This window comes from Lentzea tibetensis, assembly GCF_007845675.1.
GTDB classification, from domain to species: Bacteria; Actinomycetota; Actinomycetes; order Mycobacteriales; family Pseudonocardiaceae; genus Lentzea; species Lentzea tibetensis.
In genome coordinates this window covers 130855-143743 of the sequence record NZ_VOBR01000024.1, presented here as the reverse complement: position 1 = coordinate 143743, position 12889 = coordinate 130855, and the positions used below count along the sequence as shown (strand labels likewise).

General features: G+C 68.6%; 18 protein-coding genes, 1 tRNA gene and 1 pseudogene. 10 read left to right on the top strand and 10 right to left on the bottom strand.

All coding sequences use genetic code 11. The annotated features are described in order from the left end of the window. The first annotated feature begins 143 nt into the window (after positions 1 to 143). On the top strand, positions 144 to 776 hold the full coding sequence (locus FKR81_RS31475; RefSeq protein ID WP_146357473.1) for a maleylpyruvate isomerase family mycothiol-dependent enzyme: 633 nt from the start codon (positions 144 to 146) through the stop codon (positions 774 to 776). An 85-nt stretch (positions 777 to 861) separates the two neighbouring features. Here FKR81_RS31475 and FKR81_RS31470 read toward each other — a convergent pair. After that, positions 862 to 945, bottom strand: a tRNA-Tyr gene (locus FKR81_RS31470). Between the two features lie 119 nt (positions 946 to 1064). Here FKR81_RS31470 and FKR81_RS31465 point away from each other — a divergent pair. Both FKR81_RS31465 and rfbA read left to right on the top strand, forming a co-directional pair. Next, complete coding sequence (locus tag FKR81_RS31465; protein WP_146357471.1) at positions 1065 to 1556, top strand: YajQ family cyclic di-GMP-binding protein; 492 nt, start codon at positions 1065 to 1067, stop codon at positions 1554 to 1556. After that, the gene (rfbA, locus tag FKR81_RS31460; RefSeq protein WP_146357469.1) at positions 1553 to 2425 is read left to right on the top strand and encodes a glucose-1-phosphate thymidylyltransferase RfbA; all 873 of its coding nucleotides are present in this window, start codon (positions 1553 to 1555) and stop codon (positions 2423 to 2425) included. The genes FKR81_RS31465 and rfbA overlap by 4 nt, the downstream gene beginning before the upstream one ends. Here rfbA and htpX read toward each other — a convergent pair. From htpX to FKR81_RS31440, 4 genes are read right to left on the bottom strand one after another with little or no spacing between them, the layout of a single operon-like run. Then, positions 2397 to 3272, bottom strand: a complete 876-nt coding sequence (htpX, locus tag FKR81_RS31455; protein WP_146357467.1) for a zinc metalloprotease HtpX — start codon at positions 3270 to 3272, stop codon at positions 2397 to 2399. The genes rfbA and htpX overlap by 29 nt on opposite strands. A 21-nt stretch (positions 3273 to 3293) precedes the next feature. Next, positions 3294 to 3743 (bottom strand): 4Fe-4S binding protein, encoded by a 450-nt coding sequence (locus tag FKR81_RS31450; RefSeq protein WP_186763274.1) that lies wholly within the window; start codon positions 3741 to 3743, stop codon positions 3294 to 3296. Then, positions 3743 to 4261 carry an NADH-quinone oxidoreductase subunit C gene (locus tag FKR81_RS31445; RefSeq protein WP_146357465.1) on the bottom strand — a complete coding sequence of 173 codons (519 nt, stop codon included), beginning with the start codon at positions 4259 to 4261 and terminating at the stop codon, positions 3743 to 3745. Before FKR81_RS31445 ends, FKR81_RS31450 begins: the two co-directional genes overlap by 1 nt. Next, positions 4258 to 4665: an NADH-quinone oxidoreductase subunit B gene (locus FKR81_RS31440; protein WP_146357502.1), complete on the bottom strand. Its 408-nt coding sequence runs from the start codon at positions 4663 to 4665 to the stop codon at positions 4258 to 4260. The genes FKR81_RS31445 and FKR81_RS31440 overlap by 4 nt, the downstream gene beginning before the upstream one ends. 229 nt (positions 4666 to 4894) lie before the next feature. Here FKR81_RS31440 and FKR81_RS31435 point away from each other — a divergent pair, with 229 nt between their 5' ends. Further along, a complete protein-coding gene (locus tag FKR81_RS31435; RefSeq protein WP_146357463.1) occupies positions 4895 to 5932 on the top strand; it encodes a LysR family transcriptional regulator in 1038 nt (345 codons plus the stop codon). Here FKR81_RS31435 and FKR81_RS43865 read toward each other — a convergent pair. Next, the gene (locus FKR81_RS43865) at positions 5929 to 6066 is read right to left on the bottom strand and encodes a hypothetical protein (RefSeq protein ID WP_186763273.1); all 138 of its coding nucleotides are present in this window, start codon (positions 6064 to 6066) and stop codon (positions 5929 to 5931) included. The two genes, FKR81_RS31435 and FKR81_RS43865, sit on opposite strands and share 4 nt — an antisense overlap. A gap of 108 nt (positions 6067 to 6174) precedes the next feature. On the opposite strand from FKR81_RS43865, the gene FKR81_RS31430 reads away from it, so the two are divergent. The 3 genes from FKR81_RS31430 to FKR81_RS43860 are packed head-to-tail and all read left to right on the top strand — an operon-like array spanning position 6175 to position 7209. Further along, complete coding sequence (locus FKR81_RS31430) at positions 6175 to 6438, top strand: hypothetical protein (protein ID WP_146357461.1); 264 nt, start codon at positions 6175 to 6177, stop codon at positions 6436 to 6438. A gap of 10 nt (positions 6439 to 6448) precedes the next feature. Continuing rightward, entirely contained in the window at positions 6449 to 7027 is a 579-nt protein-coding gene (locus tag FKR81_RS31425) for a DUF6518 family protein (protein ID WP_222598461.1), read from the top strand. 17 nt (positions 7028 to 7044) lie between these two features. Next, on the top strand, positions 7045 to 7209 hold the full coding sequence (locus FKR81_RS43860; protein WP_186763272.1) for a hypothetical protein: 165 nt from the start codon (positions 7045 to 7047) through the stop codon (positions 7207 to 7209). Here the strand turns inward: FKR81_RS43860 and FKR81_RS45265 are convergent. Both FKR81_RS45265 and FKR81_RS31415 read right to left on the bottom strand, forming a co-directional pair. Continuing rightward, positions 7206 to 7556: pseudogene (locus tag FKR81_RS45265) on the bottom strand (transglycosylase SLT domain-containing protein); the annotation flags it as partial. The gene FKR81_RS43860 and the pseudogene FKR81_RS45265 sit on opposite strands and share 4 nt — an antisense overlap. Before the next feature lie 879 nt (positions 7557 to 8435). Then, positions 8436 to 9803 (bottom strand): hypothetical protein, encoded by a 1368-nt coding sequence (locus FKR81_RS31415; RefSeq protein ID WP_146357459.1) that lies wholly within the window; start codon positions 9801 to 9803, stop codon positions 8436 to 8438. 70 nt (positions 9804 to 9873) lie between these two features. Here FKR81_RS31415 and FKR81_RS31410 point away from each other — a divergent pair, with 70 nt between their 5' ends. Beyond that, positions 9874 to 10230: an HNH endonuclease gene (locus tag FKR81_RS31410; RefSeq protein WP_146357457.1), complete on the top strand. Its 357-nt coding sequence runs from the start codon at positions 9874 to 9876 to the stop codon at positions 10228 to 10230. Here FKR81_RS31410 and FKR81_RS31405 read toward each other — a convergent pair. Both FKR81_RS31405 and ddaH read right to left on the bottom strand, forming a co-directional pair. Continuing rightward, the gene (locus FKR81_RS31405) at positions 10227 to 10547 is read right to left on the bottom strand and encodes a hypothetical protein (RefSeq protein WP_146357455.1); all 321 of its coding nucleotides are present in this window, start codon (positions 10545 to 10547) and stop codon (positions 10227 to 10229) included. The two genes, FKR81_RS31410 and FKR81_RS31405, sit on opposite strands and share 4 nt — an antisense overlap. A 33-nt stretch (positions 10548 to 10580) precedes the next feature. Next, on the bottom strand, positions 10581 to 11471 hold the full coding sequence (ddaH, locus tag FKR81_RS31400; protein ID WP_146357453.1) for a dimethylargininase: 891 nt from the start codon (positions 11469 to 11471) through the stop codon (positions 10581 to 10583). 66 nt (positions 11472 to 11537) lie between these two features. On the opposite strand from ddaH, the gene FKR81_RS31395 reads away from it, so the two are divergent. Both FKR81_RS31395 and FKR81_RS31390 read left to right on the top strand, forming a co-directional pair. Beyond that, positions 11538 to 11987: an Lrp/AsnC family transcriptional regulator gene (locus tag FKR81_RS31395; protein WP_407936560.1), complete on the top strand. Its 450-nt coding sequence runs from the start codon at positions 11538 to 11540 to the stop codon at positions 11985 to 11987. A 17-nt stretch (positions 11988 to 12004) separates the two neighbouring features. After that, positions 12005 to 12745 (top strand): enoyl-CoA hydratase, encoded by a 741-nt coding sequence (locus FKR81_RS31390; protein WP_222598460.1) that lies wholly within the window; start codon positions 12005 to 12007, stop codon positions 12743 to 12745. The last annotated feature ends 144 nt before the right edge of the window (positions 12746 to 12889 follow it).

Genomic DNA, 12889 nt, shown 5'->3' with positions numbered 1-12889 from the left:
GGACACGAAGGCCTCCGGACATGTGAAGCGGTTCCTCGACAGCTCCACTTCACAACCAGAGGCCTTCACCTGTCTTCACGACAGGCCGTCACCCGCCCAAACCGGGACAACGTCCCTGGACATCACAACTAGGTGGAGTGGCCGTGGACCTCGACCGGATCTGGCCGGCGATCAACGCCCAGCGGGCGCGGACCGCGGAACTGCTCGAACAGCTCTCCGACGACGAGTGGGCCCGGCCGTCCCTCTGCTCCGGCTGGACGGTGCGGGACGTCGCGGGCCACCTCGCCTGGCAGTGCACTCCCGACGTCGGCCGGTCCCTGGTCGTGCTGCTCAAGGCTCGAGGCGACGTGAACCGGCTCATCCACCTCACGGCGGTCGAGCACGCCACCCGGCCGACCACGCAGCTCGTCGCCGAGATCCGCGCACTGATCGGGACGCACAAGCACCCGCCGGGTGTCGGCGCGGCAGAGGTGCTGATCGACAACCTGGTGCACAGCCAGGACATCGCGGTCCCGCTGGACCGGCCGCTGCCACTGGCTCAGGACGCGGCCGCGGCGGCCGCCGACCGCGTGTGGTCGCGCGGCTGGCCGTTCCACGCGCGGAAGAAGTTCGCCGGGTACCGGCTGTCCGCGACCGACTGCGACTGGTCGGCAGGCACGGGCGCAGAGGTCCGGGGACCGATGGAGGCTCTGCTCATGGTGCTGACCGGCCGCTTGACAGCCCTCTCGCGTCTGCACGGCGAGGGCGCGGCAGGCCTCACGACCCAGCTGGCGTGACAGCCCGCGACGTGCATCTTTCAGCGCCACGACATAAACGAAGACACCCTGCTCGCACATTCTGCGAACAGGGTGTCTTCATGTCTGGTGGCGGGTAGAGGATTCGAACCTCTGTAGCTTTCGCGACGGATTTACAGTCCGCTCCCATTGGCCGCTCGGGCAACCCGCCCCACACCGCTAGCGGCGGTGCGGGGAGAAGAATACATAACCCCTCTGGGGGCCAACAAACGGGTATCCCCTCGGTAGCATCCACGCAGGTTCTGACCCCGATCGTGGAGGAGTGAGCACGTGGCGGACCCGTCGTTCGACGTGGTGAGCAAGGTGGACCGGCAGGAGGTCGACAACGCGCTCAACCAGGCGTCCAAGGAGCTGGGCACGCGCTTCGACTTCCGCGGCACGGACACCACGGTCGCCTGGGCAGGTGAGGAGGCGATCACCTTCACCTCCGGGACCGAGGAGCGCTGCAAGGCTGCCATCGACGTCTTCCAGGAGAAGCTGATCAAGCGCGGCATCTCGATGAAGGCGTTCGAGATCGGTGAGCCCGCGGTGTCGGGCAAGGTCTTCAAGGTCACCGGCAACCTGGTGCAGGGCATCACCAGCGAGAAGGCCAAGGAGATCGCCAAGAAGATCCGCGACGAGGCGCCGAAGGGCGTGCAGGCGCAGATCCAGGGTGACCAGCTGCGGGTGTCGGGCAAGAAGAAGGACCACCTGCAGGACGTCATCTCCCTGCTGAAGGGCTCCGACTTCGGCATCGCTCTCCAGTTCACCAACTACCGGTGAAGGGCGTCGTCCTCGCCGGTGGCAGCGGTACGCGGCTGCACCCGATCACGCAGGCCGTCTCGAAGCAGCTGCTGCCGGTCTTCGACAAGCCGATGATCTACTACCCGTTGTCCGTGCTCATGCTGGCGGGCATCAGGGAGATCCTGGTCATCTCGACGCCGACGGACCTGCCGCTGTTCAAGCGGCTGCTGGGCAGCGGTGAGCAGTTCGGGGTGACGTTCGAGTACGCGGAGCAGGCGGCGCCGAACGGGCTGGCCGAGGCGTTCGTCATCGGCAAGGACTTCATCGGCGAGGACGACGTCGCGCTCGTGCTGGGCGACAACATCTTCTACGGCCAGGGCTTCTCGAAGACGTTGCAGCAGAAGGCGACCGAGCTCGATGGTTGCGTGCTGTTCGGGTACCCGGTGAAGGACCCGGAGCGGTACGGCGTCGGCGAGGTCGACGCGAGCGGCAAGCTGCTGTCGATCGAGGAGAAGCCGGAGACGCCGAAGTCGAACAAGGCGATCACCGGGCTCTACTTCTACGACAACGAGGTCGTGGACATCGCGGCGAACCTGAAGCCGTCGAAGCGCGGTGAGCTGGAGATCACGGACGTCAACCTGACGTACCTGAAGCAGGGACGTGCCGAGCTGGTCGAGCTGACCCGCGGCTTCGCGTGGCTGGACACCGGGACGCACGACTCGCTGCTCGAGGCCGGGCAGTTCGTGCAGGTGCTCGAGCACCGGCAGGGCGTGCGAATCGCATGTCTCGAGGAAATCGCGCTGCGTATGGGATTCATCACAGCGGACGAGTGCTATGCGCTCGGGGAGAAGCTGGCGAAGTCCGGTTATGGCGAATACGTCATGGCCGTGGCCAAGGGCCAGATCTAGCCATTTCCTCGAGTCGCTGAATCCGGTCGGACATGGGCGGGTGCGTGGAGAACCACTTCGCGTACTGCTCACCCGGCCGGAACGGGTTGGCGATCATCAGGTGGGACTGCGACACCACCTGCGGTTCGGGTGCGAGCGGCGCGGCTCGCGTGCCGTGCTCGAGCTTGCGCAGCGCGGACGCCAGCGCCAGCGGGTCGCCGGTCAGCTCGGCGCCGGACGCGTCGGCCTGGAACTCGCGCGAGCGGCTCACGGCCAACTGCACCACAGTCGCCGCGACCGGGCCGAGCAGTGCGATCAGCAGCAGGCCGACGAAGCCGGGGCCGTCGTCGTCATCGCCGCCGAAGATGCCCGCGAACAGGGCCAGGTTGGCGAGCATCGTGACGACGCCCGCCAGCGCGCCCGCGACGCACGAGATGAGGATGTCGCGGTTGTAGACGTGCGAGAGCTCGTGGCCGAGGACGGCGCGCAGCTCGCGCTCGTCGAGCAGCTCGAGGATGCCGGTGGTGCAGCACACGGCGGCGTTGCGCGGGTTGCGGCCGGTGGCGAAGGCGTTCGGGGCGTGCGTCGGGCTGAGGTAGAGCCTCGGCATCGGCTGCCTGGCCTTCATCGACAGCTCGCGCACGATGCGGTGCAGCATCGGTTGCTCGACCTCGGAGACCGGCCACGCGCGCATCGCGCGCAACGCGATCCGATCCGAGTTGAAGTAGGCGTACAGGTTCACGCCAAGCGCCACCAACAGGCCGATGACCAGTGCGGTTCGCCCGAAGAGCGAGCTGATCGCGATGATCAGCGCGCTCATGAGGCCGAGCAGCAACGCCGTCTTCAACCCGTTGTAGTGCTTGTGCACGTTGTTCGCCTCCGGGTTTTCCTACGTCCTTCCCCTCAACGAACCGGGCCTCCGGCCGGTTCCGGTCGCCGTCTCGGGTGCGGCTTCCGCGCCCGCGTCCAGCGGCGGGGGCGGCGGCACCTGGTCGACCCACGTGGCGAGCACGTCGCGTTCGTGGACGAGCTCCGCGACGGCACCGTCACCGTCGAGCGAGCCGGTGCCGGGGTAGCCGAACTCGGGGGCCCAGTGCAGGGCGTCGAACGGGCAGACCTCGACGCAGATGCCGCAGTAGAGGCACTGGCCGTAGTCGATGGCGAAGCGGTCCAGGACGTTGCGGCTGCGGGGCCGCGCCGAACCGGGCTGCTGCTCGACCTCGGTGTGCGACGTGATGTGGATGCACCAGTCCGGGCACTCGCGCGCGCAGATCATGCAGACCGTGCAGTTGGCATCGAGCAGCGCGATGACGCCACAGGTACGGGGTGGGAGCTCCATCAGGCGTCTTCCTCTTCGCGGCGCGGTCCCCACGAGGGGTCCGGAACTCCGGGCGGTGCGGTGCGGCGGCGGCTGGGGGCCGAGGTGTTGTCCTCACCGGGCTCCAGCCGTCCCGGCCACGGGCGGACGACGCGCGACGCGAGCACGAAGTCCTTGCGCAGCGGGTGGCCTTCGAAGCTGTCCGGGAGCAGCAGGTGTTCGGCGGGCACGTCGAGGCGGATGCCGAACATCTCGGCCAGCTCCCGCTCGTGCCACGCGGCGCCCGCCCACAGGTGCGCGACGCTGGGCAGCGGCTCGTCGCCGACCTCGGTGCGCAGCATCCGGCGCTCACGGGTGTCGGGGTTGATGACGTGCAGGAACACGGCGTGCGTGGTGCCGGCCGCGCCGGGACGTCCCGCGTCCTCGGCGCCGAGCCAGTCGAACATCACGAAGCCCTCGCCGTGGACCTGCGTCGCCGCGGCGAGCCAGTCGCTCTCGACGTGGAGGATCGTCTGCCCGAATGCGGTCTTGGGGATCACGAGCTCACCAGCTCGTGCAGCGCGCGCATGCCTTCGAGCAGCGCTTCAGGGCGCGGCGGGCAGCCGGGGACGGCGACGTGAACGGGTAGCGCCTGGTCGATGCCCTTGGTGACGCTGTACGAGTCCCAGTACGGGCCGCCGGTGTTGCTGCACGCCCCGACGGAGATCACGTAGCGGGGTTCGGGCATCTCCTCGTACGAGGCGAGGACAGCGGGCAACATGGCGTCCGTGACGGTGCCGGAGACGATGAGCACGTGCGCTTCGCCCGCCCCTTCGACAGCGGTGACTCCGAGATCGGGAAGGCGGTCCAGAGCGGCCATCACCTCTACGCCGCAGCAGGCGAGTCCGAGCTCGAGCACGGTGACCTGGTAGGTGGTACCCCAATCCAGGCGAGCAGAAAGCATCACAACGTTCGAGGGTAATACTTGGGGGCCCGCCCAGCTTGCGCCTGGGCGGGCCCCCACCCCCCATGATTCCCCCCGGAATCGACCCCCACGCGGGAGAGCCGGGAGTAGTTTCATACATCCCCCAGACGTGTGTCCAGCCGTTTAGCGACAAGATCTCCAGATAATTTGGCAATGAAATGTGGTCAAGTTCAGTAGAACTGATCGGTAGAACACTTGAGAGGTGTGCATGTCCGGCTCGACCCAGCTGCTCCTCCCCACGGGGACCCCGCTCAGCAGGGTGTTGAACGCGCCGAACGCGTTGCTGGACACCACGATGGACCAGCTCAGGACACTGCTGGCGGTGTACGAGACCAAGTCCGCGCTGCGTGCGGCACGGGCGTTGGGACGTGAGCAGTCGAGCGTGCAGAAGCAGCTGGACACGCTGAACAGGAACTTCAAGGAGCTGTGCGGAGAACCGCTGGTCGTGAAGCAGGGCCGCGGAAAAGATGTGCTGTTCACGCCCACCGGGGAGTCGCTGGTGGAATTGGCGCGCAGCACCCTCGGGCACTGGATGGACGGAATTCACGAGTGCCGCCGCAAGCTCGGCAACACGCTCACCGTCGGCACGACCCGGTTCATGCTGGACACGCTCGCCCGCGCGTGGCGGCACGTCGAGGACGACTTCCGCGCACGCGACGTCGACCTGAAGGTCGTGCACATCCGCACCAAGGACATCTGGACCAAGCTGGAGACGCGCGAGGTCGACATCGTGTGCGGCAGCGTCGTCACGCCCGCGGGCCAGTCGTGGGACCCGGCCGAGTTCGACGTGATCGAGTGGCGCCGCGGCGGTCTCGCGCTGCTGACCAACCTGCCGGACGGCGTGCTCGGCTCACGCGTGCGCACGCGTCAGCTGCCCGCGCTGCCACTGGTCGTGCCGGCGGCGGGGCTGATCGCGGAGTTCCTGCGCGGCTGGTTCGGGCCGGACTACCGCAACACGCTGGACATCGCCGCCGAGATCGACGAGATCCAGTACGGCATGTCGTTGCTGCGGTCGAACCTCGTGCAGGGCTGCATGATCGTGACGTCCGGACTCGGCGTGGTCGCGTCGAACGGGGAGCTGCGAGAGGGCGACGGACTGCGCGTCGTGGACCTGGTCGACGACGCCAAGCCCGCGCTGGAACGGCTGGTCGGGGTGTTCACCCGCTCAGACGAGCGCGCGAAACACCCCGCTGACCACCCGTTGAACCTCCTCTGGGCCGCGTTCGAGTCCGAAGCGCCTGTCTAGGCCTTGCTCGGTGTGGGTGTCGCAGTGTCGCGCTCAGCTCGGCGTTGCTGGGCTTGGGCCATCTTGGCCAGCCAGTTCGTCGCCTCCGAGCGGATCTTCGCCAGCTCGTCGTCGCGTGCCTGCTGCTCGTTCATCGGCCACTCCCTGCGTGTCGGGATGCCTCGATAGGAGCACTACCGGGTCTTCGCTCGCTAGGCCCACCAGTCTTGTGGGTGAACCCGGTTGACGCAGAACGATCATGGATGACGTGGCCATCGACGATCTGCTGCACGCGGGCGCGAGCGCGGAGCCTGATCCAGGGCACGACGACCTGGGACGGCAGCGGGCCGCGCACCCGTCCGCTACCCGAACTGCGTGCCCGCACCACATGGGCTCGCAACGCGCTCCGCCCGGAGCTCGCCGCACGGTCCGACGTACCGCCGCGTGTCATGCGGGTCGTGCACCCGTGGCGCGCCGACGAGGCCGACCTGACGCCGATCTCCTACCGATACCGCGTGGACGTGTGACCATGCGCAGGTGATTCGTGCGGTGATCTTCTCGGTGCTCGGCGGCCTGGCCATCGGCGCCGTGACGAACGTGCTGCAGGGCGTGCTGCCCGGCGGCTACAACTCGATCGCCAACTCGGGATCGGTGTGGGTCGTCGGCGCGTTCGTCGCGGGCGCGCTCAGCACGCGGCTGGCGCCTCTGCTGGGCCTGCTGACGCAGGTGTTCGCCGTCGTGGGGTACTACGCCTACGCGGAGCTCGTCCGGGACGGCATGGGCGACTGGCACGCGCCGGGCGTGTGGCTGGGGCTCGCGTTCGTCGCGGGGCCGATCTTCGGCCTCGCCGGGACGTGGTGGCGGCGTGGCGCGGGCAGGCGGCCGATCCTGGGCGCGGGCATGCTCGGCGGCGTCTTCGGCATGGACGGGCTGTGGCACCTCACGGTGCTGCACTACGTCGACACCGGCATCGCGTTCTGCGTCGCGGCCGTGGTGGTCACGCTGGCGCTGGGCCGGACGTGGCGCGAGCGGCTGCTCGGGCTCCTGGTCGCGGCGATGCTCGCGCCGCTGGCCGTGACCGCGTTCAGCATCATCGCGGCCATCACCGGGCTGTAGCGGGCACACTCGATCTCATGAGTGAGAACAAGTGGAGTGCGCTGCCCGACCGGACGAAGCCCGAGGAGTGGGTGACCGAGAAGGACACCAACCCCGCACTGCCGGGGGCGCTGCAGGAGGCCGAGGCCAACCGCGAGTCCCTGGAGGCGCGGACCGTGTTCGAGCGGGGAGCCGGGCTCTAGTAGCCCTTGTAGCCGCTGCCGACGCTGAGCGAGACCAGGCCGGGGTGGTTGTGGAAGCCGCCGTAGCGCGCGTAGGTGTAGCGGACACCGGCGATGATGTTGTCCACCGGGTCGACGATGTTGCCGTGGCCCGGCAGCATGTACGCGTTGAACGTCGGCTGGATGCACTGCATCAGGCCCTTGGAGGGGGTGCCGCGGGCGGCGTTGGAGTCCCAGTTGTTGACGGCGTTCGGGTTGCCGTTCGACTCCTTGATGATGATCGTGTAGATCTCGTCGACGCTGCTCTCGTCGATGTTCGTGCCGTTGGCCTGGAGGATCTTGATGGCCTCCTTGATCCAGCCTTCGATCTCGCGCTGCTTCGCGGGCTTGCGCATCTCGGCCTGGCGGGCGGCCTCCTGCTCGGCGGCCACCTTGCGGGCGTTGAAGCCGTCCGAGGCGACCTTCGACGCGGCCTCGAAGTTCTGCATCGCGTAGAGCTGCTGGTGCTGCAGGAGACGGCCGACCTCGGACGCGGGGTTGACCGCGTGGATCGTCTTCGTCTCGACCTGCTCGGGGAGCTCGGCGATGCCGCCGAGGTCGGCGCCCGCGGCGAGCGGAGCCGTCTTCGCGCTGGCGACGTGCGCGATTGCTGCGGTACCGGCGGCGACACCTGCGGCGACGAGGATCGCGGACACGCGGTGGGCGAGCGGAACGCGGTCGTCGTCCTTCATGCGGTGCGCGCCGTGTTTGGCGGCGGAATCGGACAGCACCGTGTACACGGTGCGCCCGGCAGCCTTGCTGTGGCGGGACAAGGGGGAGCCTCCTGCATCGGGGAGCCCGGTCAGGACACCTGGCGGGGGATCCAGGCTGAGTTGCTGCGGGAAGCAACTCCGTGTCCTTGCGGTGACCGAACCGTTATCTGGCGGGCAGGAACGTAACCTCGTGTCACGAGCGCAGGCAAGGCTGGGCGCTCTGGGGGTGACCCTTGTCACGTTTTATGCGACGCGCGACTACTCGCTGCAACGGGAACCGGAGCGTGCAGTTATTTAGCGCATGAGGCGCAACTAGTGTCTGGTCGTAAGTTCATCGTCGCCTCCTGATGAACCGGACGAAGCTGTCTCGTACGTCGGTTCGGCGTTCTCGGACGTTATGGGGTCGTGGATCAACCACTCGACCGTGTGACGAACGTGGTCGCGTGGTGACGTTGAGCAATCAGCTTGTGCGGCTGCATGAGGGCATACGGCCAGCTAGGCGATGTGGTTCGAGTGCGTCGCGACCAGTTCTTCCGCGGTCTTCTCCCGGATGCCCGGATTGCTCGCGGCGGCGGTGACGAGTCCGTACTCCTCCGCCTCCAGCAGCGCGATGACGTGGTCTGCCGGCAGCGCCGGGTTGGCGGCCGCCGCGAGGCGGGTCTGCCGGTCCTCGTTCGCGGTGAGCCTGACAGCGGTGGCCGGCGCCAGGTTGGGGCTGAGCGCGGCGACCGCCCTGAGCACGGGGTCTTCGGACGCGGCGAACGCCTCGAGCTGTTCGGCCGTGAGCGCGGGGTGCTTCGCCAGCTCCCACTTCGTCCTGCCGACCTCGGGGATCAGCGCGGCCACGACGGCGCCGGGGACGGTGTCGTTGTTCTGCGCGAGCAGCAGGCGGACGCCGAAGTCCTCGTCCGCGGCCAGCCGGTCGATCACGTCCTGCGGCAGGTCGGACGAGCACGCGATGGCCCGCCGGAAGAACACGAAGTCCGAGTCGACGTGCTTCAGGCGTTCCTCGAGCGTGGCCTCGTAGAGCCACCTGGCGTTGTCGTACCAGTTCGGCCGCACCGACGCCACCACGCGTGCGCGCACCTCATCCGGCAGCGCGGGGTGGAGCATGATCTCTCTGCGCACCGACTCCACTTCGTCTTCCGCGAGCTTCTCGAGCAGCGGCAGCGGCAGGTCCGGGTTGCCGGCCACGGCCTTGCGCACCTCGGCGTCCTCGTCCTCGACGAGCTCCTCGGCCGAGGTGGCCCAGCGGGCGGCGTGCGGCCGGGTCTCCTGGTCGGCCAGCAGCGCTTCCATCAGGTCGGCCGGAGGCGGCGTCAGCATCAACGCCGCCTGGCGCACCCTGGCCTCGGGATCAGCCAGGAGCAGGCGCTGGACGGGCTCGGTGTGCTGCCCCCAGGCGAGCATTTCCCGCACGTGCGGTTCCGGGTCCTGCGCCAGCAGCGTCGCCACGCGTTCCGACACCTCCAGGCGGCGGGCCGCCGAGGCACGCACCTGTTCGTCCTCGTCGTGCGCCAGGAGCCACATCGCCGGCTCGGGCAGGGGGTGGTCTCGTGAGGGCCAGTAGTCGTAGCGGTTGCCGATCGCGAGGTGGCGGCGCACCTCTTCTTCGGGGCTGTCGGCGAGGAGCGAGGCCCACGCGTACTTGGCCGCGGCCTGGTTGCCCGCCAGCTTCGTCCTGACCATCACGTCCGGGTGCGCGGACAGCGTCTCGGCCGCTTCGGCCGTGATGTCCTCTCGTCGGGCCAGGTTCCACGCGGTTTCGCGGTCCGGGCTGTCGAGCAGCGGGCGGACCACGTGGAAGCGCAGACCTGTGTTGGCGGCGAGTCCCCTCAGGACCGCGTGTGAGCGTTCCCCCATGCGACGCACCTTATTACTGGGGGGGGCGCGCCGCGGCCTCGGTCAGACGGGTGTTGCCTACGCTGGGGCGATGGCCGTCAACCAGAGCCGCAAGGCCAGGCTCGCCCGCAAGCGCAAGCGCCGCATGGATCGCGTCGAGCACGATCTCAGCGACGCGCAGTGGGCCGCGCTCGTCGAGGCGTGGGGAGGCTGCGCGTACTGCGGCGCGACGGGCGTGCCGTTGCAGCGCGACTGCATCCTGGCGATCTCGCGCGGCGGGCGGTACACGCTCGACAACATCGCGCCCGCCTGCGGTTCGTGCAACGCCAGCAAGTGCAACGCCGAGGTCACCGGCTGGCTGCGGCGCAAGCGGTTCGACGAGCGCGCCTTCCTGACCCGCCACGTCGAGATCAGGCAGGCGCTCGCCGCGCAGTTCCCGGCGGGCTAGGCGTCCTCCCGGTACTCGCTGACCTCGATCCGCTCGAGCCCGGCGTCCCGCATGGACTCGGGCACCTTGGCCGCCCATGACCAGTCGCTGCCGCCCTTGGTCACCAAGGTGCGCAACGCCGCGTTGAACCTGCGGACCAGCGAGGCCGAGCGCTCGTCGGGCGCCCGGAGCACCAGGTCGTCGCTCGGGCCCAGGAACTCGCCGAGCACCAGCACGCCTCCTGGCTTGAGAGCGCCGACGAGCCTGCGCAGCACCGCCAGCCCGCGCCGACACCGGTGCTCGCCAGCCTGGTGCTCATAGGAGAACGCCCCCAGCAATGATCTTGCTGGGGGCGTTGCTCGTTCCGGTGATCAGCCCCGGAGTTCCATCGTGCAGCACTTGGGGCCGCCGCCCGACTTGCGGAGCTCCGAGATGTCGACGAGCACGGGCTCGAAGCCGCGCCGCGCGACCTGCTCGGCCAGGTTGGTCGCCTCGACCGGCATGACGACGTGCCTGCCATCGGACACCGCGTTGAGGCCGAGGCAGACGGCGTCGTCGTCGTTGGCGATGACGGCGTCGGGGAACAGGCGGCGCAGGACGCGCTGCGAGCCCGGCGAGAAGGCCTCGGGGTAGTAGGCCACGAGCGGGCGCTCGGACTGGTCGTCGAGCATGAACAGCGCGACGTCGAGGTGGTAGAAGCGCGGGTCGACCAGTTGGAGTGAGACGACCGGCACGCCGAGGACCTCCTGGGCCTCGGAGTGGGCGCCGGGGTCGGTGCGGAAGCCGGTGCCCGCCAGCAGGAGCTGGCCGGTCCAGGTGAAGTCGCCCTCCGCCTCGTTGACGGCGGTCGGCATCACCACGGCCTTGTAGCCGGACTCGAGGAACCAGCGGCGGAAGTGGTCGGCCTCGGCCGCGCGCTGTTCTGCGCGGAAGCGGGAGCCGAGCACGCGGCCGTCGATGACGGTGCCCGAGTTGGCGGCGAACACCATGTCCGGGAGGCCCTGCTGGGGCTCGATGACGGAGACGTCGTGGCCGAGGCGCTCGTAGGTGTCCTTCAGCGCCGTCCACTGCTCCATGGCGAGCTCGGTGCTGGTCGGCTGGCTGGGGTCCATCCACGGGTTGATCGCGTACTCGACGGTGAAGTACCGCGGCGGGCACATGAGGTACCGGCGCGTGGTCGACACGCGCGCGGGCGCGAAGGGCTGCGCGATGTCGAGCGTGATCGGCTCGTCCGCGGGCCCGAAGATGGATACCGAGGTCATGGATCGAAATGTAGATGGCACAACGACCATCGCTCAACGCCGCATCGCTGCGTGTTTTGGTGCAGAATGTTGCGTGTGGACAGCATCGACCATCGAATCATTTCGTGCCTGATGTCCAACGCCCGATCCAGCTACGCGGAGATCGGCAAGGAGGTCGGGCTGAGCGCCCCCGCGGTCAAGCGGAGGGTGGACAAACTGCTGGACACCGGGGTGTTGAGGGGCTTCACCGCGGTCGTCGACCCCGAGGCTCTCGGGTGGGGTACCGAGGCGTTCGTCGAGGTGCACTGCCGGGGCAACGTCGCGCCCCACGACATCCACCACCGGCTGGAACCGATGGCCGAGGTGCGGGCCGCGTACACGGTGTCGGGAGCCGCGGACGCGATCGTGCACCTGCGGGCCGCGGACATCCACCACCTGGAGACCGCGCTCGAGCGGCTGCGGGCCATCGAGATCATCGACCGGACCGTGTCGACGGTGGTCCTGTCCCGCCTCCTGGATCGGCCGCCAGCTCCGTAAAACGTAAAGTGCCGCGCATGGTGCTGCTCGACGTCCAGGACAAGATCGCCGTCATCACGATCGACGACCCCGACCGGCGCAACGCACTGACGCTGGACATCTCGGCCCGGCTCGTCGACGCCGTGGAGCGCTGCGAGCAGGACGAGGACGTGCACGCCGTCGTGGTGACGGGCGCGCCGCCCGCCTTCTGCGCGGGCGCGGACCTGACGCAGCTGGGTGCGGCGAAGGCCGACGGGCTGCGGCGGATCTACGCGGGCTTCCTCGCAGTGGCGAACTGCACACTGCCCACGATCGCGGCCGTCAACGGCGCCGCGGTCGGCGCCGGGCTCAACCTCGCGCTCGCGTGCGACGTCCGCGTCGCGGGGCCGAAGGCTCGTTTCGACGCTCGTTTCCTCCAGCTCGGCATCCACCCCGGCGGCGGCATGACGTGGATGCTGCAGCGGCTCGTCGGTCCGCAGACCGCGTCGGCGATGACCTTGCTCGGCCGGATTCTCGGCGCCGACGAGGCCGTGCGCACGGGTCTGGCCTACCAGACCGCCGAAGACCCACTGGCGGTAGCACGGGAGCTGGCCAGGGCTTCCGCCGAAGCGCCGAGGCCACTCGTGCGGACCATCAAGCGGACGATGCGCGCTACCGATGTTCTTGACGACCACGCGACCGCCGTCGAGGCGGAACTGGTCCCCCAGGTTGCTTCGATCGATTCTCCGGAGTTCGCTGCCAGGCTTGCAGCGATGAAGGCGAAGATCAGCAACCGATAGGTGTAACCTCAAGTAACAGTTACTTGGAGTACGACGATCCGTGTGACGTGTGCCGCACTCACGTATCGACGCCCGATGCTGTGCTTACCGTCAAGTTAAGACGGAGGTGCTGTTTTGGGACGGATCGTCCCGCCTACTGATACG